This window comes from Vibrio diabolicus (genome assembly GCF_011801455.1).
Taxonomy (GTDB): domain Bacteria; phylum Pseudomonadota; class Gammaproteobacteria; order Enterobacterales; family Vibrionaceae; genus Vibrio; species Vibrio diabolicus.
The window spans coordinates 196,340-219,664 of sequence record NZ_CP042451.1; the positions used below are offsets into that span (position 1 = coordinate 196,340).

Genomic DNA, 23,325 nt, shown 5'->3' on the forward strand with positions numbered 1-23,325 from the left:
TAACCTATGAGAAGGGAAACCTAATGAACAAGACCCAATTAATCGACTTTATCGCAGAGAAAGCAGACCTATCAAAAGCACAAGCAAAAGCTGCTCTTGAAGCGACTCTTGATGGTGTAACTGGTGCACTTAAAGAGGGTGACCAAGTTCAACTAATTGGTTTTGGTACATTCAAAGTAAACCACCGCGCTGCACGTACTGGTCGTAACCCTAAGACTGGTGACGAGATTCAAATCGCAGCAGCTAACGTACCTGCATTCGTAGCAGGTAAAGCGCTGAAAGAATCAGTAAACTAAGTTAGAATGCACCGAGGTATCCTGCCTCGGTGCAACTTCATGAAAAAACATCTACTCGCTTCACTTCTCTTATCTAGCTTTACCCTTTTTGGCTGTTCGTCGGTTGAAACTCCTAATTTAGAACAATTCACTCACTTCTCTGGCGGCAAAGTTGCTGGAGGCGCAAGTAGCTTGTACTGGATGACCGAGAAACTCACTCGCGTGAGTACGGCTGCTGATTACGTAACGATGGGGGATAATGGCTGGTTTCAAAGTGACTACCGTTGGGATGACGGTGAGCTTCGAGAGTTGATTCGAAAAGGTGAGCAAGTTGATACCCAGCAAGAGTTGGTGCCTTTTCAAATCCACATCCGTTTTAATAAAGATGGCGAAGCGGTTTACCAACAATATCGCGTTAATCGTAAAGTCTTACCACTTCAGCATGAACAATTAGAACGTTACAAGACAGAAGCGAATGATGTAGTGGCGTCGGTTAAGGCGCAGTCTCGTAACAGTCAGAGCCTCATTCAAGGTTATTGGAATGGCCAATCGTTTGAAACCTGCAAAGGTAAAGCGTTCTCGACACTCGAGTTTAATCAGACGTTGCCAAATTTTATTATCGAGCGTCTCTCATCTGTAGACAGTTACGTGGCTTTTGTCGGCAAGCAGTCACGAAATAAAGCAACGGTTGATGAACTGTTGATGCTCAATGATGATGACTTTGATTGTGTACCACGACCAGCATTACTCGCAGAGTAAGCTTGGTGAGACTTACTTGCTGACAGAGTAATAAAAAGGCGCTGAATGCGCCTTTTGTTTTTTAGCCAACTTAAGTTGTTTTTATTTTTCTTGCTCACGTGCAATCGCACGGTAGCCGATGTCACTGCGATGGAACATACCGTCCCAACTGATCTGTTTTGCAAGCTCGTAAGCGCGTTGCTGCGCTTCTGATACGCTGTTGCCCAACGCAGTTGCACACAATACGCGACCACCATTTGTTACGATGTTGCCATCTTTATTGTCTGTACCCGCGTGGAAGACTTTCTCGCCTTCAATTTCAACTTGTGGCAGACCAGAGATCACATCGCCTTTGTTGTACGCTGCTGGGTAACCACCGGCTGCGAGCACGATACCAATCGACGCACGTGGATCCCATTTTGATTCCACTTGATCCAGTTTTTGGTCAATCGCAGCCAAGCAAAGATCAACCAGATCCGATTCCATACGCATCATGATTGGTTGTGTCTCTGGATCACCGAAGCGGCAGTTGTACTCGATCACTTTAGGCGTACCATCTTTGTCGATCATCAGACCCGCGTATAGGAAACCTGTGTATGGGTTACCTTCAGACGCCATACCACGTACTGTTGGGTAAATGACTTCTTCCATGATGCGGTTGTGAATTTCTGGTGTTACCACAGGAGCTGGCGAGTACGCGCCCATACCGCCAGTGTTTGGGCCAGTATCTTTGTCACCCACGCGTTTGTGATCTTGGCTGGTGGCCATTGGCAGAACGTTCTCACCATCCACCATCACGATGAAGCTTGCTTCTTCGCCATCTAGGAACTCTTCGATAACCACGCGGCTGCCTGCGTCACCAAATGCGTTGCCTGCTAGCATGTCTTTGATTGCGTCTTCGGCTTCTTCTAGCGTCATTGCCACAATCACGCCTTTACCAGCCGCAAGGCCGTCGGCTTTCACCACAATCGGCGCACCTTGCTCACGCACGTAAGCAAGCGCTGGTTCAATTTCTGTGAAGTTTGCGTATGCACCGGTTGGGATTTGGTGACGAGCAAGGAAGTCTTTAGTAAACGCTTTAGAGCCTTCAAGCTGCGCTGCGGCTTGGGTAGGACCAAAGATTGGTAAGCCCGCTTCGCGGAACGCATCCACCACACCAATAACCAGCGGTGCTTCTGGGCCAACGATAGTCAATTCAATCGCCTTCTCTTTTGCAAAAGCAACCAGACTATCGATGTCTTCCACATCAATGTTTACGTTCTCTAGTTTTGGCTCTAGTGCCGTACCTGCGTTGCCTGGAGCAATGAAAATAGTCTCAACATTTGGGTTTTGCGCCGCTTTCCAGCCTAGCGCATGTTCACGGCCACCTGAACCAATGATAAGTACATTCATTTTATTTATCCTTTGATAGCTGCGCCATATTGCTAATCTCTGCGTCGAGCTTGCTCATTTATACTTATAAACTCCGCGAGCTCTCCTTGACCTTATCAATATGGCTTTGCTCTAAAATGAAAATTTCTAAAACTAAGAGTATTTCAAATTAGCTAAATTAAATAAGTCTTGCTCAAAGTAGTTGATGATGTGGCTAGGCAACAATTGAGCCCATCCCGGAAACATAGCCAGCTACGTAACCGGGGTGGCCGAAAGCAGTTAACAATGCCACAGTGCCAAATACGATGAGGAAATTAGTGGCGGAAGTGACGCATACCCGTGAAGATCATCGCCATGCCGTGCTCATCTGCTGCTGCGATAACTTCGTCGTCACGCATAGAGCCACCTGGCTGAATTACGCACTTAATGCCGGCTTCTGCTGCGGCATCGATACCGTCGCGGAATGGGAAGAAAGCGTCAGATGCCATTACGCTACCGGCAACTTCTAAGCCTTCATCTGCGGCTTTGATGCCGGCAATTTTCGCTGAGTAAACGCGGCTCATTTGGCCTGCGCCTACACCGATAGTCATGTCGCCTTTCGCGTAAACGATCGCGTTAGATTTCACGTATTTCGCTACTTTCCAGCAGAATAGGGCGTCTTTTAGCTCTTCTTCTGTCGGCTGACGTTTAGACACGACTTTAAGATCGTCTAGGCTTACCATGCCTTGGTCGCGGTCTTGAACCAGTAGACCACCGTTGACGCGTTTTACGTCAAAGCCCGTTGTCTTCGTTGACCACTCGCCACACTCTAGTAGACGTACGTTCTTCTTCGCTGCAACGATTTCAATCGCTTCAGCAGAAACAGAAGGTGCGATAATCACTTCAACGAATTGACGCTCAACGATAGCGCTAGCCGTTTTTGCATCTAGCTCTTGGTTGAATGCAATGATGCCGCCGAACGCTGACGTTGGGTCAGTTTGGTAAGCGCGGTTGTACGCTTCGAGGATGTCTTTACCTAGCGCAACGCCACATGGGTTGGCGTGTTTTACGATTACACATGCAGGCTCGTTGAACTCTTTCACACACTCAAGTGCTGCATCAGTGTCTGCAATGTTGTTGTAAGAGAGGGCTTTACCTTGGATTTGGCGAGCAGTAGAAACAGATGCTTCTTGTGGGTTTGCTTCAACGTAGAATGCGGCTGCTTGGTGGCTGTTCTCACCGTAGCGCATGTCTTGTTTTTTCTCGAATTGCTGGTTGAAAGTACGTGGGAATTTAGACTCTTCATCACCTTCTTTGTTCTCACCGTAAGATGGAACCATAGTGCCGAAGTAGTTTGCGATCATGCCATCGTAAGCAGCAGTGTGCTCGAATGCTGCGATAGCAAGGTCGAAACGAGTCTCTAGTGTTAGAGATTTCTCGTTCGCGTCCATTTCAGCGATAACGCGATCGTAATCATGAGCGTTCACAACGATAGTCACGTCTTTGTGATTTTTCGCTGCAGAGCGAACCATCGTTGGGCCGCCGATATCGATGTTTTCAACCGCGTCAGCTAGTGTACAGCCTTCTTTTGCAACGGTTTCTGCGAATGGGTATAGGTTAACAACGACCATGTCGATTGGATTGATGCCATGTTTTGCCATCACGTCGTCATCTTGACCACGACGACCAAGCACACCACCGTGAACTTTCGGGTGAAGCGTTTTAACGCGGCCGTCCATCATTTCTGGGAAACCTGTGTAGTCAGAGACTTCTGTTACTGCGATGCCTTGTTCGGCAAGTAGGCGTGCTGTACCACCAGTAGATAGGATATCGACACCGCGCTCAGCAAGAGCTTGTGCAAACTCAACAATACCTGTTTTGTCTGATACGCTGATAAGCGCACGGCGAATAGGACGAGCGTTATTCATGCTTCCATTTTCCTCAAATTCACGGAGTTAAAGATGTTTGCCAAAAATGAACTTGTTTTTACCTCTTGGGGTAAAATATTGGCCAGTTTTGGTAAAGACCTTTGCCGGATGTTTTCTGGTTAGAAAACAGTCTCCACATTTGATGGCGCGTATTCTAACCAATTTATTACAAAAAAGCTCGCGCAATCGTTTGGCATCTCAAAAATAATTGTGAAAAAGAGGTTCTTTAGCTTTAAAAGTAACGAGATAGTTAATAGGGAAAGTTATGTTTCAGATAGGTGAACTGGCAAAACGTTGTGGTGTGACGGCAGATACGCTGCGTTTTTATGAGAAAAACGCGCTGATAAAGCCCGCAGGTCGAAGTGAATCAGGTTATCGTCTCTATAATGAAGAGAATCAAAAGCAGGTACACTTCATCCTTAAAGGTAAAGAGCTGGGCCTGAGCTTGGATGAGATTAAAGAGCTACTAGAAATCAAACTAGAAGCAACAGAACACAGCTGTGCAGAGGTTAAAGCTATTACTTCTGCTAAGTTAGAGCTGATTGATGGAAAAATTAACGAGCTAACGAAAATTCGTCGAGCTTTGAAGAAGATCAATGATGCTTGCTGCGGTCATACGGACGATGATGCTACTCATTGTTCTATCCTTGCAGCACTTGAGTAGTCTCATTTCTGCATCACTTAACTTAAGTTTGCATTTTTGGCGGCTTGCTTTTCTAGGTGCACGCCGTTTTCCCACCTATAATCTCGCCTTTAGTTACCTGTAGGAATTGACCATTGTTTGATTCCTGCCGTAGCGCTGTCTGTAGATACGAGAGTTTTCATACATGGTTGGAGTCTATTTTCAAATCAATGACTGGGTTTTAAGCGTTGATGAAAATAAGCTGTATCGACAAGATAGGGAAGTTACTGTTGAGCCACGCTTAATTAATCTTCTGCATTTCCTAGCGGAGCATGCGAATGAGGTGTTCAATCGTGAGGAACTGATCCAATACGTTTGGGCTGGGGCGATTGTGACCGATCAAGTGGTGACTCAGTCCATTTTTGAGTTGCGTAAATTACTGCGGGACGGTCGGGAAGAAAATACCAGCTACGTCATTACAGTGCCGAAACGTGGTTACAAGCTGGTGGCGAATGTGACCCCAATGACACTCGAGGAATTCCTCGCAAGTCGTCATTGTGATTCAGAAACTCTTCCTCCTATTGTTGAAGAGCCAGAAGAAGAGACTCTACCTATCGCACCTGCCGTCACTTTTCCTGCAGGCCCTCTGACTCGCGCGGTCTGTGAGATGTCTAAAGAGAAAAAGGCCCCTCAGAAAAAAAATAAAATCAGTCCGTGGCGCCTGGGGATCATGAACTTCATCTGGATCAGTGTCTTGGTTGTGGTGATGGGCGTGTTTACCTACAAGCAATCGGAAGTGCGTATTACTCAAGCCATCGATACTCACCTTATCGAATTCAAGTTTCAAGATAACTTCACGAGCGAAGGGTTAAGCTACGACTTGGCAGACGGGTTTGCCCAAAAGTTGATGTCCGACATTGCTCAAGTGAGCGATTACCGAGTCATGCTAAAGAAGTCGTCGTTTACCTCGGGTATTGTGCCGGGCAAATCGGTTGTGGTGCGGGTTCGTGAAAATGATGGTGGTAGCTTTTTAGAGGTGGAATATCGCAATAACTCATCTGAAAAGGTGTTGTTTAGTCGTCAATACGCGTTAACCAGCAGCCATTTAAAGACAGTGCTTCAACAAGCGTCGTTAGACTTGATGCAAGTCCTGAAAGTACCGGATGCCAAGCTGAAATCCACGATGCTGGTGGCGGGAATGCCAATTAACCCAGATGCTTTGGAGCTGTTTGTTCAAGCTAACCATTATCTCAATGTCTCGGATGCCAAGCAGTTTCGCCAAGGCGTCAACTTGATGGAAAACATTTTAGAAATTGAGCCAGATAACGCTTACGTTCAGGCAGAGTTATTAATTGCTTACCACGTGCAGAAGGTGCTCGATTTTTCACAGGAGTTGAAGAAAGGGCGAGTGCAGCAGTTGAGTGACGCACTAGAAACTAACGTAAAAATGATGGTTGGGCCAATTCAACCCCGAATTTATGAAGCTTTAGCCCTGCACGAAACCATTATTGGTGACATGGCTTCAGCCAAGCAGCATCTTGGGCAGGCTTTGAGGTTACGTGATTCGGTGCTTTCTTATGTGATTCGTGGTAAACACGCTGAATTGGATGGTGATCTGGATTTGGCCAGTGAGTCTTACAGCGAAGCTTTCTATATTGATACGTCGGTTGAGACGTACCTGCTGTGCGAAAACTTGGTCTTCCCAAGTAACATGAAGGCGATTGATTACGCCATGTATCGCGCCGTTCACCCTTCTGTCGTTCGAATGCTTTAATTTTCTCGGACTCAAATACTAGCCCCTCATTTCGGTGAGGGGCTTTTTTGTCGCTGTCGAAAAGTGAAAAAGCTGGGGCGGTGGGGCAATGACTTACGAAGGAGCCAACAACGCAAGCTTGCAACGGGAAGACATATCCGGTTTGCTTCTCTATCTCTATCTCTATCTCTATCTCTATCTCTATCTCTATCTCTATCTCTATCTCTATCTCTATCTCTATCTCTATCTCTATCTCTATCTCTATCTCTATCTCTATCTCTATCTCTATCTCTATTGATTGTATGGAGTGTCTGGCTGAGTTATGTGGCGAGAATGATTCTGATGCTTTCTTGCAGGCGAGATGAATATTGATGTGGGTCAAAAAGCGCGATCAGGGAGAGATTTATGGAATCAACAGTTCAGGGAATTAACCCTTCGGGATGGGGAAGTTGATAGAGGTTGATAACTTTTATCGCGATTACCAACGAGTTGATGAGAGTTTATCTATCGGTATAAGGTTTGATGTTTTTCTTATAACTGCATGAATAATATGGCTTTATATTTTTGTGTTTATCATGTTTATCTCAACTTGATGTTGATTAACTAATCATTTTATTGATAACGCCAAGTTTATTTTTTTCCCGATTTTTGGGCGTAGTCTTCACTTCGAAATTTAGCGAGGTCGAGCAGGTATCTACTTCATAGCATCTCGCTAATAACCGTTCAGTTTGAGTCACGTTGACTTGAGTAGAATAGATTTGGAGATGTTATGTCATCGAATACGAAAAAAATCGGCCTAATTGCCTGTACGGGTGTAGTCGCCGGTAACATGATGGGTAGTGGTATTGCACTGTTACCTTCTAGCCTAGCTTCAGTAGGCTCTGTTTCAATTTTCAGCTGGCTGATCTGTTTGATCGGTGCACTGAGCCTTGCGTTTGTTTACGCTCGTCTGGCAACCAAAAACCCTCAAGAAGGTGGTCCTATCGCTTATGCGGGCGAAGTTTCCCCAGTCTTTGGTTTCCAAACGGGCGTGCTTTATTACCACGCGAACTGGATTGGTAACCTAGCTATTGCTATTACAGGTGTTTCTTACCTTTCAGTATTCTTCCCTGTGCTTAATGACCCAATCCCAGCAGGTATTGCGACGATTGCATCGGTATGGATCTTCACTTTCGTCAACCTACTTGGTGGTAGCTGGGTAAGCCGTCTATGTACGCTTGGTCTTGTTCTAATCCTAATTCCAGTTGTTGGTACCGCTCTATTTGGTTGGACGCACTTCGACACCGCGCTATACAGCCAAAACTGGAACGTATCTGCGGGTACTGATAGCCATGCGATTGTGACTGCGGTTCTTATCTGTCTATGGTCATTCGTTGGTGTGGAGTCAGCAGCAGTATCGACAGGTATGGTAGAAAATCCTAAACGTACTGTACCGCTAGCAACCATGCTGGGTACTGGTATCGCAGGTGTGATTTACATCCTATCAACTCAAATGATCAGCGGCATGTTCCCTGCTTCTGAAGTCGCGGCATCAGGTGCGCCATTTGCATTGGCAACCACTGAGCTATTCGGTAGCTGGACTGCACCATTCGTATCAGCGTTCACAGCACTAGCATGTTTCACTTCGCTAGGTTCTTGGATGATGCTGGTGGGCGAAGCTGGTAAACGTGCAGCAAGCGATGGCAACTTCCCTAAAATCTACGGCGAAACTGACAAAAACGGTGTGCCTAAGAAAGGTCTAATCCTTGCGTCAATCAAGATGACAGCATTAATGGTTGTACTGATGTTCTTCAGCTCTAAAACAGCACACGCATCAGACCTGTTCAACCAGCTAACGACTGATGCAGTTCTACTAACTATGCTGCCTTACTTCTACTCAAGCATTAACTTGATTCGCTTCGAAGGTATGACAACACGCAACGGCTTCGTAATGCTGTTCTCTGGTGTGGCTTGTCTGTTCTGCTTCATCGCACTAGCGGGTGCAGAAGGCGGTACGCTCACAGCAACCTTCATCGTGTCTCTCGTTATCTTGATGTTCTACAGCAAAAAAGCAGGTCTTGCTCAGTACGTGAAAATGCACGCTGACGATATGCCTGCCCAAGCAAGCAACTAATCCCCAAACGCTGGCACTTCGGTGCCAGCCCATAAAACCCAAATTCACGCGGCGCTCACCTTTACTCATTGCCTGTAAATGGCAAAGAGCGCCCTCATTCGCCTTGGAGATGTCCAAATGAATATATTCGCTATCTTGAACCACATGGGTGTGTTCTTTAAAGAAGAGCCAGTTCGTCAACTTCACGCTGCTCTTGAGAAAGCGGGCTACGAAGTGGTTTACCCAGTAGATGATAAAGACTTGATCAAAATGATTGAGATGAACCCACGCATTTGCGGTGTGCTGTTCGACTGGGATAAATACTCACTAGAGCTATGTGAACGTATTAGCCAAATCAACGAAAAACTGCCTGTTCACGCATTTGCTAACGAACAGTCTACTCTCGATATTTCACTAACAGACCTACGTCTGAACGTGAGCTTCTTCGAGTACGCTTTAGGTATGGCTGACGACATCGCTATCAAAATCAACCAAGCGACCGAGGCATACAAAGATGCCATCATGCCTCCATTCACTAAAGCGCTATTCAAATACGTAGAAGAAGGTAAATACACCTTCTGTACTCCAGGTCACATGGGCGGTACTGCATTCCAGAAAAGCCCTGCTGGTAGCATCTTCTACGATTTTTACGGTCCAAACACATTTAAAGCGGACGTATCAATCTCAATGCCTGAGCTAGGTTCTCTACTAGACCACTCAGGTCCACATAAAGATGCAGAAGAATACATCGCACGCACATTCAATGCAGACAGCTCTTACATCGTAACTAACGGTACGTCTACATCGAACAAAATCGTTGGTATGTACTCAGCACCTGCGGGCAGCACAGTACTGATTGACCGTAACTGTCACAAATCTCTGACTCACCTAATGATGATGAGCGACGTGACACCAATCTACTTCCGCCCAACTCGTAACGCATACGGCATCCTTGGTGGTATTCCACAAAGCGAATTCAGCCGCGATGTCATTGCAGAGAAAGTGGCGAGAACTCCAGGTGCAACAGCGCCAAGTTACGCAGTAGTGACTAACTCAACTTACGATGGTCTGTTGTACAACACACAATTCATCAAAGAGTCGCTAGACTGTAAACACATCCACTTCGACAGTGCTTGGGTGCCTTACACTAACTTCAACCCAATTTACGAAGGTAAATGTGGTATGAGTGGTGAAGCGATGCCAGGCAAAGTGTTCTACGAAACACAATCAACACACAAACTATTGGCAGCGTTCTCACAAGCTTCAATGATTCACGTGAAAGGTGACTTTGATAAAGAGTCTTTCAACGAAGCATTCATGATGCACACTTCAACTTCACCTCAGTACGGCATTGTTGCTTCTACTGAAACTGCAGCGGCAATGATGCGCGGCAACACTGGTAAGAAGTTGATGCAAGACTCTATCGATCGCGCAATTCGCTTCCGTAAAGAGATCAAACGCCTAGAAGCAGAAAGTGACAGCTGGTTCTTCGATGTATGGCAACCAGAAAACATCGATACCACAGAATGTTGGAAACTAGACCCTAGCGATACATGGCACGGCTTCAAGAACATGGATGACAACCACATGTATCTTGATCCAATCAAAGTAACGCTATTGACTCCTGGGATGAATAAAGAAGGCGAACTAGAAGAATCAGGTATTCCTGCTTCGCTGGTGGCTAAATTCCTAGACGAGCGCGGCATCGTGGTAGAGAAAACAGGTCCATACAACTTGTTGTTCCTATTCTCAATCGGTATCGACAAATCAAAAGCAATGCAATTGCTACGCGGTCTAACTGAATTTAAACGTGGCTACGACTTGAACCTAACCATCAAGAGCTTCCTTCCTTCGCTATATAACGAAGACCCAAGCTTCTATGAAGGCATGCGCGTTCAAGAACTAGCACAAGCAATTCACGACCTAACTAAGAAATACAACCTGCCAGAGCTAATGTACAAAGCGTTCGATGTACTTCCAGAAATGAAAGTAACACCACACGCAGCATGGCAAGAAGAGCTTCGCGGTAACGTAGAAGAAATCAAACTGGAAGAAATGGTTGGTCGCGTAAGTGCGAACATGATCCTTCCTTACCCTCCAGGTGTGCCACTAGTACTTCCTGGTGAAATGGTGACTCAAGAGTCTCGCCCTGTACTGGACTTCCTAGAGATGCTTTGTGAGATCGGTGCGCATTACCCAGGTTTCGAAACCGACATCCACGGTCTGTACCAACAAAAAGATGGTAGCTACACCGTAAAAGTATTGAAGAACTAAGTTCCTCTCGAAGATGACGTCATTGGGAATGCAAGCATGCTCCACTCTTACGAGCTCAATGTGTCATCGAACAATAACGACATTTAGATATACCCCTAACTAATCTGTCGTAAAGAGAAGGGCAAGGATGCTCTGATCTTTTCTTCTATATAGAAGAAGCAATTTCCAAGACTTCACCTGAAGTACCCCAAGTAAAAAGCAAAGACCAAAGAGCAGTTCGTTATCGTTCTGCTCTTTTTTTCGTCTTTATATAGTTAGAAAGAGAAAAAAGAACCAAGAGAGATAAGATCAGCGATCGAAATTACCAAGAAATCGGCGGTCTTTTAATGCAGAAGTCAGGTGTTTCTTCATGAAAAGATCCTCTACAACCCGAAATATTAGACAAAATCGTTGAGTATCTATGCAGGATGCTTGTTATTTGTTCGGTTGAAAGTTTTTTTGCAAAAAACGCTTGTGCTAATTTCTCAACTCCCTATACTGCGCATCCACCGACACGGAGTGAGACGAAAGTCACACAGCGAGTCGGAAGTGAGAGAAAAAGAAATTTGAAAAAATGCTTGACTCTCTCACGGTGCGGAGTAAGATACGCACCCCTAACGACGAGCAACTAAGTTGCTGGATAAGTTAGAAAAGCTCTTTAAAAATATAAACCTATCAATCTGTGTGGGCACTCGTTGATGATAATCCAATTAGAAACTTCGGTTTCAAATTAGGTTTCAATGAAACGAAGTGACCATTGAATCTTCGGATTCAGCACAGTCAATTCAAACATTACTTTATGTAATGTTCAGTATTCATTGAGCCGAACAAAATCTTAAATTGAAGAGTTTGATCATGGCTCAGATTGAACGCTGGCGGCAGGCCTAACACATGCAAGTCGAGCGGAAACGAGTTATCTGAACCTTCGGGGAACGATAACGGCGTCGAGCGGCGGACGGGTGAGTAATGCCTAGGAAATTGCCCTGATGTGGGGGATAACCATTGGAAACGATGGCTAATACCGCATGATGCCTACGGGCCAAAGAGGGGGACCTTCGGGCCTCTCGCGTCAGGATATGCCTAGGTGGGATTAGCTAGTTGGTGAGGTAAGGGCTCACCAAGGCGACGATCCCTAGCTGGTCTGAGAGGATGATCAGCCACACTGGAACTGAGACACGGTCCAGACTCCTACGGGAGGCAGCAGTGGGGAATATTGCACAATGGGCGCAAGCCTGATGCAGCCATGCCGCGTGTATGAAGAAGGCCTTCGGGTTGTAAAGTACTTTCAGTCGTGAGGAAGGCGGCGTCGTTAATAGCGGCGTTGTTTGACGTTAGCGACAGAAGAAGCACCGGCTAACTCCGTGCCAGCAGCCGCGGTAATACGGAGGGTGCGAGCGTTAATCGGAATTACTGGGCGTAAAGCGCATGCAGGTGGTTTGTTAAGTCAGATGTGAAAGCCCGGGGCTCAACCTCGGAATAGCATTTGAAACTGGCAGACTAGAGTACTGTAGAGGGGGGTAGAATTTCAGGTGTAGCGGTGAAATGCGTAGAGATCTGAAGGAATACCGGTGGCGAAGGCGGCCCCCTGGACAGATACTGACACTCAGATGCGAAAGCGTGGGGAGCAAACAGGATTAGATACCCTGGTAGTCCACGCCGTAAACGATGTCTACTTGGAGGTTGTGGCCTTGAGCCGTGGCTTTCGGAGCTAACGCGTTAAGTAGACCGCCTGGGGAGTACGGTCGCAAGATTAAAACTCAAATGAATTGACGGGGGCCCGCACAAGCGGTGGAGCATGTGGTTTAATTCGATGCAACGCGAAGAACCTTACCTACTCTTGACATCCAGAGAACTTTCCAGAGATGGATTGGTGCCTTCGGGAACTCTGAGACAGGTGCTGCATGGCTGTCGTCAGCTCGTGTTGTGAAATGTTGGGTTAAGTCCCGCAACGAGCGCAACCCTTATCCTTGTTTGCCAGCGAGTAATGTCGGGAACTCCAGGGAGACTGCCGGTGATAAACCGGAGGAAGGTGGGGACGACGTCAAGTCATCATGGCCCTTACGAGTAGGGCTACACACGTGCTACAATGGCGCATACAGAGGGCGGCCAACTTGCGAAAGTGAGCGAATCCCAAAAAGTGCGTCGTAGTCCGGATTGGAGTCTGCAACTCGACTCCATGAAGTCGGAATCGCTAGTAATCGTGGATCAGAATGCCACGGTGAATACGTTCCCGGGCCTTGTACACACCGCCCGTCACACCATGGGAGTGGGCTGCAAAAGAAGTAGGTAGTTTAACCTTCGGGGGGACGCTTACCACTTTGTGGTTCATGACTGGGGTGAAGTCGTAACAAGGTAGCGCTAGGGGAACCTGGCGCTGGATCACCTCCTTATACGATGATTATTGCGATGAGTGTTCACACAGATTGATGGTTTTGAAGCGAAAGCTTCGAGCTATTATTGCTCTTTAACAATTTGGAAAGCTGACAAAACAACAATTTATTGTTGTTTGTAAAGTTCTCAAAGTATTCATTTATGAATACAACTAATAACACATTCAAGTGTTCTTGGAATTTGAGTCCGGCAAAATCGAATGTCTCTCGCTCATTCAAATAATGAGAGACAACTTTGGTTGTTTAACATCAATTCGAAACTCCTTCGGGTTGTATGGTTAAGTGACTAAGCGTACACGGTGGATGCCTTGGCAGTCAGAGGCGATGAAGGACGTATTAACTTGCGATAAGCCCAGATTAGGTAGTAAAAACCACTTGAGTCTGGGATTTCCGAATGGGGAAACCCACTTACATAAGTAAGTATCGTTATGTGAATACATAGCATAACGAGGCGAACCGGGGGAACTGAAACATCTAAGTACCCCGAGGAAAAGAAATCAACCGAGATTCCGAAAGTAGCGGCGAGCGAAATTGGACTAGCCCTTAAGCTTTATAGGCGTTAGGTGAACAAGCTGGAAAGCTTGGCGATACAGGGTGATAGCCCCGTAACTGACGACGCATATTCAGTGAAATCGAGTAGGGCGGGACACGTGATATCCTGTCTGAATATGGGGGGACCATCCTCCAAGGCTAAATACTACTGACTGACCGATAGTGAACCAGTACCGTGAGGGAAAGGCGAAAAGAACCCCTGTGAGGGGAGTGAAATAGAACCTGAAACCGTGTACGTACAAGCAGTAGGAGCAGGCTTTGTCCTGTGACTGCGTACCTTTTGTATAATGGGTCAGCGACTTATATTCAGTGGCAAGGTTAACCATCTAGGGGAGCCGTAGGGAAACCGAGTCTTAACTGGGCGTTCAGTCTCTGGATATAGACCCGAAACCAGGTGATCTAGCCATGGGCAGGTTGAAGGTTGAGTAACATCAACTGGAGGACCGAACCGACTAATGTTGAAAAATTAGCGGATGACTTGTGGCTAGGGGTGAAAGGCCAATCAAACCTGGAGATAGCTGGTTCTCCCCGAAAGCTATTTAGGTAGCGCCTCGGACGAATACTACTGGGGGTAGAGCACTGTTAAGGCTAGGGGGTCATCCCGACTTACCAACCCTTTGCAAACTCCGAATACCAGTAAGTACTATCCGGGAGACACACGGCGGGTGCTAACGTCCGTCGTGGAGAGGGAAACAACCCAGACCGCCAGCTAAGGTCCCAAATTACTACTAAGTGGGAAACGATGTGGGAAGGCTCAGACAGCCAGGATGTTGGCTTAGAAGCAGCCATCATTTAAAGAAAGCGTAATAGCTCACTGGTCGAGTCGGCCTGCGCGGAAGATGTAACGGGGCTAAGTAGTAAACCGAAGCTGCGGCAATGCACTTTAGTGCATTGGGTAGGGGAGCGTTCTGTAAGCGGTTGAAGGTGTGTGGTAACGCATGCTGGACGTATCAGAAGTGCGAATGCTGACATGAGTAACGATAAAGGGGGTGAAAAACCTCCTCGCCGGAAGACCAAGGGTTCCTGTCCAACGTTAATCGGGGCAGGGTAAGTCGACCCCTAAGGCGAGGCCGAAAGGCGTAGTCGATGGGAAACGGGTTAATATTCCCGTACTTCTTACAATTGCGATGGGGGGACGGAGAAGGCTAGGTGGGCCTGGCGACGGTTGTCCAGGTTCAAGTGCGTAGGCTTGAGAGTTAGGTAAATCCGGCTCTCTTTAAGGCTGAGACACGACGTCGAGCATCTACGGATGTGAAGTCATTGATGCCATGCTTCCAGGAAAAGCCTCTAAGCTTCAGATTGTAAGGAATCGTACCCCAAACCGACACAGGTGGTCGGGTAGAGAATACCAAGGCGCTTGAGAGAACTCGGGTGAAGGAACTAGGCAAAATGGTACCGTAACTTCGGGAGAAGGTACGCTCTCGACGGTGAAGTCCCTCGCGGATGGAGCTATTGAGAGTCGCAGATACCAGGTGGCTGCAACTGTTTATTAAAAACACAGCACTGTGCAAAATCGCAAGATGACGTATACGGTGTGACGCCTGCCCGGTGCCGGAAGGTTAATTGATGGGGTTAGACTTCGGTCGAAGCTCTTGATCGAAGCCCCGGTAAACGGCGGCCGTAACTATAACGGTCCTAAGGTAGCGAAATTCCTTGTCGGGTAAGTTCCGACCTGCACGAATGGCGTAATGATGGCCACGCTGTCTCCACCCGAGACTCAGTGAAATTGAAATCGCTGTGAAGATGCAGTGTACCCGCGGCTAGACGGAAAGACCCCGTGAACCTTTACTACAGCTTGGCACTGAACATTGACCCTACATGTGTAGGATAGGTGGGAGGCTTTGAAGCGCAGTCGCTAGATTGCGTGGAGCCGTCCTTGAAATACCACCCTTGTAGTGTTGATGTTCTAACGTCGACCCCTTATCGGGGTTGCGGACAGTGCCTGGTGGGTAGTTTGACTGGGGCGGTCTCCTCCCAAAGCGTAACGGAGGAGCACGAAGGTGGGCTAATCACGGTTGGACATCGTGAGGTTAGTGCAATGGCATAAGCCCGCTTGACTGCGAGAATGACAATTCGAGCAGGTGCGAAAGCAGGTCATAGTGATCCGGTGGTTCTGAATGGAAGGGCCATCGCTCAACGGATAAAAGGTACTCCGGGGATAACAGGCTGATACCGCCCAAGAGTTCATATCGACGGCGGTGTTTGGCACCTCGATGTCGGCTCATCACATCCTGGGGCTGAAGTCGGTCCCAAGGGTATGGCTGTTCGCCATTTAAAGTGGTACGCGAGCTGGGTTTAGAACGTCGTGAGACAGTTCGGTCCCTATCTGCCGTGGGCGTTGGAGAATTGAAAGGGGCTGCTCCTAGTACGAGAGGACCGGAGTGGACGAACCTCTGGTGTTCGGGTTGTGTCGCCAGACGCATTGCCCGGTAGCTAAGTTCGGGATCGATAACCGCTGAAAGCATCTAAGCGGGAAGCGAGCCTTGAGATGAGTTCTCCCTGATACTTTAAGTATCCTAAAGGGTTGTCGTAGACTACGACGTTGATAGGCAGGGTGTGTAAGCGTTGTGAGGCGTTGAGCTAACCTGTACTAATTGCCCGTGAGGCTTAACCATACAACACCCAAGGGGTTTTGATGGACTCAATGAAAGAACATTGAATGTGTAGTAACGAGAATTAAGAAACAGCTTTCCAGATTAAAGAATTTGCTTGGCGACCATAGCGTTTTGGACCCACCTGATTTCCATGCCGAACTCAGAAGTGAAACGAAATAGCGCCGATGGTAGTGTGGGGCTTCCCCATGTGAGAGTAGGACATCGCCAGGCTTTATTTTGCACTTGCTTAAGATTTAAGCAAGTCACCATAAGGTTCTAATCTTTTTAGAGTTTTATGTTGACTTTCAAAGTGGAAAGCGTATTATACGCACCTCGCTTACGTGCTAAGGCACTGAAAGCCAAGCTCTTTAACAATATAGACCTATCAATCTGTGTGGGCACTCGTTGATGATAATCCAAATAGTTTCCTCGGAAACAATTTAGGTTTCAATGATACGAAGTGACCATTGAGTCTTCGGACTCAGCACAGTCAATTCAAACATTACTTTAGCTATTTATTAGCAAAGGAATGTTCAGTATTCATTGAGCCGAACAAAATCTTAAATTGAAGAGTTTGATCATGGCTCAGATTGAACGCTGGCGGCAGGCCTAACACATGCAAGTCGAGCGGAAACGAGTTATCTGAACCTTCGGGGAACGATAACGGCGTCGAGCGGCGGACGGGTGAGTAATGCCTAGGAAATTGCCCTGATGTGGGGGATAACCATTGGAAACGATGGCTAATACCGCATGATGCCTACGGGCCAAAGAGGGGGACCTTCGGGCCTCTCGCGTCAGGATATGCCTAGGTGGGATTAGCTAGTTGGTGAGGTAAGGGCTCACCAAGGCGACGATCCCTAGCTGGTCTGAGAGGATGATCAGCCACACTGGAACTGAGACACGGTCCAGACTCCTACGGGAGGCAGCAGTGGGGAATATTGCACAATGGGCGCAAGCCTGATGCAGCCATGCCGCGTGTATGAAGAAGGCCTTCGGGTTGTAAAGTACTTTCAGCAGTGAGGAAGGTGGATGCGTTAATAGCGTATTCATTTGACGTTAGCTGCAGAAGAAGCACCGGCTAACTCCGTGCCAGCAGCCGCGGTAATACGGAGGGTGCGAGCGTTAATCGGAATTACTGGGCGTAAAGCGCATGCAGGTGGTTTGTTAAGTCAGATGTGAAAGCCCGGGGCTCAACCTCGGAATAGCATTTGAAACTGGCAGACTAGAGTACTGTAGAGGGGGGTAGAATTTCAGGTGTAGCGGTGAAATGCGTAGAGATCTGAAGGAATACCGGTGGCGAAGGCGGCCCCCTGGACAGATACTGACACTCAGATGCGAAAGCGTGGGGAGCAAACAGGATTAGATACCCTGGTAGTCCACGCCGTAAACGATGTCTACTTGGAGGTTGTGGCCTTGAGCCGTGGCTTTCGGAGCTAACGCGTTAAGTAGACCGCCTGGGGAGTACGGTCGCAAGATTAAAACTCAAATGAATTGACGGGGGCCCGCACAAGCGGTGGAGCATGTGGTTTAATTCGATGCAACGCGAAGAACCTTACCTACTCTTGACATCCAGAGAACTTTCCAGAGATGGATTGGTGCCTTCGGGAACTCTGAGACAGGTGCTGCATGGCTGTCGTCAGCTCGTGTTGTGAAATGTTGGGTTAAGTCCCGCAACGAGCGCAACCCTTATCCTTGTTTGCCAGCGAGTAATGTCGGGAACTCCAGGGAGACTGCCGGTGATAAACCGGAGGAAGGTGGGGACGACGTCAAGTCATCATGGCCCTTACGAGTAGGGCTACACACGTGCTACAATGGCGCATACAGAGGGCGGCCAACTTGCGAGAGTGAGCGAATCCCAAAAAGTGCGTCGTAGTCCGGATTGGAGTCTGCAACTCGACTCCATGAAGTCGGAATCGCTAGTAATCGTGGATCAGAATGCCACGGTGAATACGTTCCCGGGCCTTGTACACACCGCCCGTCACACCATGGGAGTGGGCTGCAAAAGAAGTAGGTAGTTTAACCTTCGGGGGGACGCTTACCACTTTGTGGTTCATGACTGGGGTGAAGTCGTAACAAGGTAGCGCTAGGGGAACCTGGCGCTGGATCACCTCCTTATACGATGATTATTGCGATGAGTGTTCACACAGATTGATACGGTTTATGAAGTTTAAGAGATAGAACATCCCCCAAGATGTTCAACTTAGTGTCCCGTTCGTCTAGAGGCCTAGGACACCGCCCTTTCACGGCGGTAACAGGGGTTCGACTCCCCTACGGGATACCATTGGGTCGTTAGCTCAGTTGGTAGAGCAGTTGACTTTTAATCAATTGGTCGCAGGTTCGAATCCTGCACGACCCACCATTTCCTTCCACGGAAATCAAAACAATGTGGGCGATTAGCTCAGTTGGGAGAGCACCTGCCTTACAAGCAGGGGGTCACTGGTTCGAGCCCGGTATCGCCCACCATTCTCTAAGTATTTTTGGAATAAAACGTCCAAACCAGAACAAGCAATTGATACTGGTTGGTACTTTTGACTCTGAAAGTCTTTAGAAAATGTAACTTCCTTGTGAAGAAACATAGCTCTTTAACAATTTGGAAAGCTGACAAAACAACAATTTATTGTTGTTTGTAAAGTTCTCAAAGTATTCATTTATGAATACAACTAATAACACATTCAAGTGTTCTTGGAATTTGAGTCCGGCAAAATCGATATGTCTCTCGCTCATTCAAATAATGAGAGACAACTTTGGTGATTTGAACATCAACTCGAAACTCCTTCGGGTTGTATGGTTAAGTGACTAAGCGTACACGGTGGATGCCTTGGCAGTCAGAGGCGATGAAGGACGTATTAACTTGCGATAAGCCCAGATTAGGCAGTAAAAGCCACTTGAGTCTGGGATTTCCGAATGGGGAAACCCACTTACATAAGTAAGTATCGTTATGTGAATACATAGCATAACGAGGCGAACCGGGGGAACTGAAACATCTAAGTACCCCGAGGAAAAGAAATCAACCGAGATTCCGAAAGTAGCGGCGAGCGAAATTGGACTAGCCCTTAAGCTTTATAGGCGTTAGGTGAACAAGCTGGAAAGCTTGGCGATACAGGGTGATAGCCCCGTAACTGACGACGCATATTCAGTGAAATCGAGTAGGGCGGGACACGTGATATCCTGTCTGAATATGGGGGGACCATCCTCCAAGGCTAAATACTACTGACTGACCGATAGTGAACCAGTACCGTGAGGGAAAGGCGAAAAGAACCCCTGTGAGGGGAGTGAAATAGAACCTGAAACCGTGTACGTACAAGCAGTAGGAGCAGGCTTTGTCCTGTGACTGCGTACCTTTTGTATAATGGGTCAGCGACTTATATTCAGTGGCAAGGTTAACCATCTAGGGGAGCCGTAGGGAAACCGAGTCTTAACTGGGCGTTCAGTCTCTGGATATAGACCCGAAACCAGGTGATCTAGCCATGGGCAGGTTGAAGGTTGAGTAACATCAACTGGAGGACCGAACCGACTAATGTTGAAAAATTAGCGGATGACTTGTGGCTAGGGGTGAAAGGCCAATCAAACCTGGAGATAGCTGGTTCTCCCCGAAAGCTATTTAGGTAGCGCCTCGGACGAATACTACTGGGGGTAGAGCACTGTTAAGGCTAGGGGGTCATCCCGACTTACCAACCCTTTGCAAACTCCGAATACCAGTAAGTACTATCCGGGAGACACACGGCGGGTGCTAACGTCCGTCGTGGAGAGGGAAACAACCCAGACCGCCAGCTAAGGTCCCAAATTACTACTAAGTGGGAAACGATGTGGGAAGGCTCAGACAGCCAGGATGTTGGCTTAGAAGCAGCCATCATTTAAAGAAAGCGTAATAGCTCACTGGTCGAGTCGGCCTGCGCGGAAGATGTAACGGGGCTAAGTAGTAAACCGAAGCTGCGGCAATGCACTTTAGTGCATTGGGTAGGGGAGCGTTCTGTAAGCGGTTGAAGGTGTGTGGTAACGCATGCTGGACGTATCAGAAGTGCGAATGCTGACATGAGTAACGATAAAGGGGGTGAAAAACCTCCTCGCCGGAAGACCAAGGGTTCCTGTCCAACGTTAATCGGGGCAGGGTAAGTCGACCCCTAAGGCGAGGCCGAAAGGCGTAGTCGATGGGAAACGGGTTAATATTCCCGTACTTCTTACAATTGCGATGGGGGGACGGAGAAGGCTAGGTGGGCCTGGCGACGGTTGTCCAGGTTCAAGTGCGTAGGCTTGAGAGTTAGGTAAATCCGGCTCTCTTTAAGGCTGAGACACGACGTCGAGCATCTACGGATGTGAAGTCATTGATGCCATGCTTCCAGGAAAAGCCTCTAAGCTTCAGATTGTAAGGAATCGTACCCCAAACCGACACAGGTGGTCGGGTAGAGAATACCAAGGCGCTTGAGAGAACTCGGGTGAAGGAACTAGGCAAAATGGTACCGTAACTTCGGGAGAAGGTACGCTCTCGACGGTGAAGTCCCTCGCGGATGGAGCTATTGAGAGTCGCAGATACCAGGTGGCTGCAACTGTTTATTAAAAACACAGCACTGTGCAAAATCGCAAGATGACGTATACGGTGTGACGCCTGCCCGGTGCCGGAAGGTTAATTGATGGGGTTAGACTTCGGTCGAAGCTCTTGATCGAAGCCCCGGTAAACGGCGGCCGTAACTATAACGGTCCTAAGGTAGCGAAATTCCTTGTCGGGTAAGTTCCGACCTGCACGAATGGCGTAATGATGGCCACGCTGTCTCCACCCGAGACTCAGTGAAATTGAAATCGCTGTGAAGATGCAGTGTACCCGCGGCTAGACGGAAAGACCCCGTGAACCTTTACTACAGCTTGGCACTGAACATTGACCCTACATGTGTAGGATAGGTGGGAGGCTTTGAAGCGCAGTCGCTAGATTGCGTGGAGCCGTCCTTGAAATACCACCCTTGTAGTGTTGATGTTCTAACGTCGACCCCTTATCGGGGTTGCGGACAGTGCCTGGTGGGTAGTTTGACTGGGGCGGTCTCCTCCCAAAGCGTAACGGAGGAGCACGAAGGTGGGCTAATCACGGTTGGACATCGTGAGGTTAGTGCAATGGCATAAGCCCGCTTGACTGCGAGAATGACAATTCGAGCAGGTGCGAAAGCAGGTCATAGTGATCCGGTGGTTCTGAATGGAAGGGCCATCGCTCAACGGATAAAAGGTACTCCGGGGATAACAGGCTGATACCGCCCAAGAGTTCATATCGACGGCGGTGTTTGGCACCTCGATGTCGGCTCATCACATCCTGGGGCTGAAGTCGGTCCCAAGGGTATGGCTGTTCGCCATTTAAAGTGGTACGCGAGCTGGGTTTAGAACGTCGTGAGACAGTTCGGTCCCTATCTGCCGTGGGCGTTGGAGAATTGAAAGGGGCTGCTCCTAGTACGAGAGGACCGGAGTGGACGGACCTCTGGTGTTCGGGTTGTGTCGCCAGACGCATTGCCCGGTAGCTAAGTTCGGGATCGATAACCGCTGAAAGCATCTAAGCGGGAAGCGAGCCTTGAGATGAGTTCTCCCTGATACTTTAAGTATCCTAAAGGGTTGTCGTAGACTACGACGTTGATAGGCAGGGTGTGTAAGCGTTGTGAGGCGTTGAGCTAACCTGTACTAATTGCCCGTGAGGCTTAACCATACAACACCCAAGGGGTTTTGATGGACTCAATGAAAGAACATTGAATGTGTAAGAACGAAAACAGCTTTCCGAATTAAAGAATTTGCTTGGCGACCATAGCGTTTTGGACCCACCTGACTTCCATGCCGAACTCAGAAGTGAAACGAAATAGCGCCGATGGTAGTGTGGGGCTTCCCCATGTGAGAGTAGGACATCGCCAGGCTTTAAATTATGGACACTTGCTGATTACAAGCGAGTGATACCACTGCGGAGTGGTAGTTCAGTTGGTTAGAATACCGGCCTGTCACGCCGGGGGTCGCGGGTTCGAGTCCCGTCCACTCCGCCACTTATATTAAGCCTCAGTCGAAAGACTGGGGCTTTTTTCGTTTTGGTTACCCGACTTACCTTAACCTCATTTCCATATTGAAACCTTGCATCGAGAGGCAGACTTCCCTCTTCGCTATGCTTTCTAAGCCCTGTCATGAACGAGTTGATGCGCAGTTCTGTGTGGTTTCTGCAGTTTCGAGCTCTAGTTTTGAGCCCCTGTGCTTAACTTACCAAAGCTTCCTTTATTATTACCTAGAAAGTTAATTCACTAGGTTATGTTATTTTCGGGGGAGATTTCTCTGCTTTAGATGTTTTGATTTAGCCACAGGCGCTCATTAAAATAAACTCAGCGCATTTAAAACTTTCCGAACATGGATTTTGTTTGTAGATCTATTTAAGCCAGTGCCTGCCTTAAAGGATATTTGCTACTTCTTCCCCTCTAATCGTCTCCAACCGATAAAGCCACCACTACGTACGTATAACGTGAGCGGTATAGGTGCTCTCATAGCTGTGTTTGCTAAGTAAGTCGTTCAGCTGGCACATTGACTGAGGAAAGGTCTTCTTTCAGTGGACCTTCGTGTAAGTCACGATAGTTTTAATAATTATCTGGCACTTTTTATTCTAAAGGTGTACGCTTCACATCGAATGTTTTTTCGACAGTAAACCATGTTATATCTCTTGTTTAAAAGCTTTGTAAGAAGGCTGAACTCCGTGCAAAAAACGCGATGAAGTGTTGCTCGGAGTCTTAAATTAATCTTCATCAGGTGTTTTATGCGTGAGTAACTTCGCTGAAGT

8 protein-coding genes, 4 tRNA genes and 6 rRNA genes are annotated in these 23,325 nt (G+C 47.7%); 16 read left to right on the top strand and 2 right to left on the bottom strand.

All coding sequences use genetic code 11. The annotated features are described in order from the left end of the window. Positions 1-23: 23 nt before the first annotated feature. Positions 24-296, top strand: a complete 273-nt coding sequence (hupA, locus tag FR741_RS00975; protein ID WP_005382524.1) for a nucleoid-associated protein HU-alpha — start codon at positions 24-26, stop codon at positions 294-296. A gap of 39 nt (positions 297-335) precedes the next feature. After that, complete coding sequence (locus FR741_RS00980; protein WP_167426155.1) at positions 336-1,034, top strand: DUF1481 domain-containing protein; 699 nt, start codon at positions 336-338, stop codon at positions 1,032-1,034. A gap of 81 nt (positions 1,035-1,115) precedes the next feature. Here the strand turns inward: FR741_RS00980 and purD are convergent, their stop codons facing one another. Beyond that, positions 1,116-2,405, bottom strand: coding sequence for a phosphoribosylamine--glycine ligase (gene purD, locus FR741_RS00985; protein WP_167426156.1), 1,290 nt, complete (start codon positions 2,403-2,405; stop codon positions 1,116-1,118). A 293-nt stretch (positions 2,406-2,698) separates the two neighbouring features. Beyond that, positions 2,699-4,291 carry a bifunctional phosphoribosylaminoimidazolecarboxamide formyltransferase/IMP cyclohydrolase gene (purH, locus tag FR741_RS00990; RefSeq protein ID WP_085344624.1) on the bottom strand — a complete coding sequence of 531 codons (1,593 nt, stop codon included), beginning with the start codon at positions 4,289-4,291 and terminating at the stop codon, positions 2,699-2,701. Positions 4,292-4,556: 265 nt separating this feature from the next. Between purH and zntR the strand changes: the two genes are divergently transcribed. The 14 genes from zntR (at position 4,557) to FR741_RS01065 (ending at position 22,549) form a co-directional block, all read left to right on the top strand. Beyond that, the gene (gene zntR, locus FR741_RS00995) at positions 4,557-4,955 is read left to right on the top strand and encodes a Zn(2+)-responsive transcriptional regulator (RefSeq protein WP_005397290.1); all 399 of its coding nucleotides are present in this window, start codon (positions 4,557-4,559) and stop codon (positions 4,953-4,955) included. A gap of 163 nt (positions 4,956-5,118) precedes the next feature. Next, on the top strand, positions 5,119-6,687 hold the full coding sequence (gene cadC, locus FR741_RS01000; protein ID WP_167426157.1) for a lysine decarboxylation/transport transcriptional activator CadC: 1,569 nt from the start codon (positions 5,119-5,121) through the stop codon (positions 6,685-6,687). A gap of 748 nt (positions 6,688-7,435) precedes the next feature. Continuing rightward, a complete protein-coding gene (gene cadB / locus FR741_RS01010) occupies positions 7,436-8,779 on the top strand; it encodes a cadaverine/lysine antiporter (RefSeq protein ID WP_046874613.1) in 1,344 nt (447 codons plus the stop codon). Positions 8,780-8,896: 117 nt separating this feature from the next. Further along, on the top strand, positions 8,897-11,032 hold the full coding sequence (locus FR741_RS01015; RefSeq protein WP_031382113.1) for a lysine decarboxylase CadA: 2,136 nt from the start codon (positions 8,897-8,899) through the stop codon (positions 11,030-11,032). A gap of 816 nt (positions 11,033-11,848) precedes the next feature. Beyond that, positions 11,849-13,401, top strand: a 16S ribosomal RNA gene (locus FR741_RS01020). A 276-nt stretch (positions 13,402-13,677) separates the two neighbouring features. Then, positions 13,678-16,568, top strand: a 23S ribosomal RNA gene (locus tag FR741_RS01025). Positions 16,569-16,661: 93 nt separating this feature from the next. Beyond that, a 5S ribosomal RNA gene (rrf, locus tag FR741_RS01030) occupies positions 16,662-16,778 on the top strand. Between the two features lie 331 nt (positions 16,779-17,109). Next, positions 17,110-18,662, top strand: a 16S ribosomal RNA gene (locus FR741_RS01035). 90 nt (positions 18,663-18,752) lie between these two features. Beyond that, a tRNA-Glu gene (locus tag FR741_RS01040) sits at positions 18,753-18,828 on the top strand. Positions 18,829-18,830: 2 nt separating this feature from the next. Next, positions 18,831-18,906, top strand: a tRNA-Lys gene (locus FR741_RS01045). A 28-nt stretch (positions 18,907-18,934) separates the two neighbouring features. Beyond that, positions 18,935-19,010: transfer RNA gene (locus FR741_RS01050), tRNA-Val, on the top strand. A 323-nt stretch (positions 19,011-19,333) separates the two neighbouring features. Then, positions 19,334-22,224, top strand: a 23S ribosomal RNA gene (locus FR741_RS01055). 85 nt (positions 22,225-22,309) lie between these two features. Further along, positions 22,310-22,426: ribosomal RNA gene (gene rrf, locus FR741_RS01060) — 5S ribosomal RNA — on the top strand. The 16S, 23S and 5S rRNA genes sit together here with 4 tRNA genes alongside, the layout of an rRNA operon. A gap of 46 nt (positions 22,427-22,472) precedes the next feature. Beyond that, a tRNA-Asp gene (locus FR741_RS01065) sits at positions 22,473-22,549 on the top strand. Positions 22,550-23,325 lie beyond the last annotated feature (776 nt).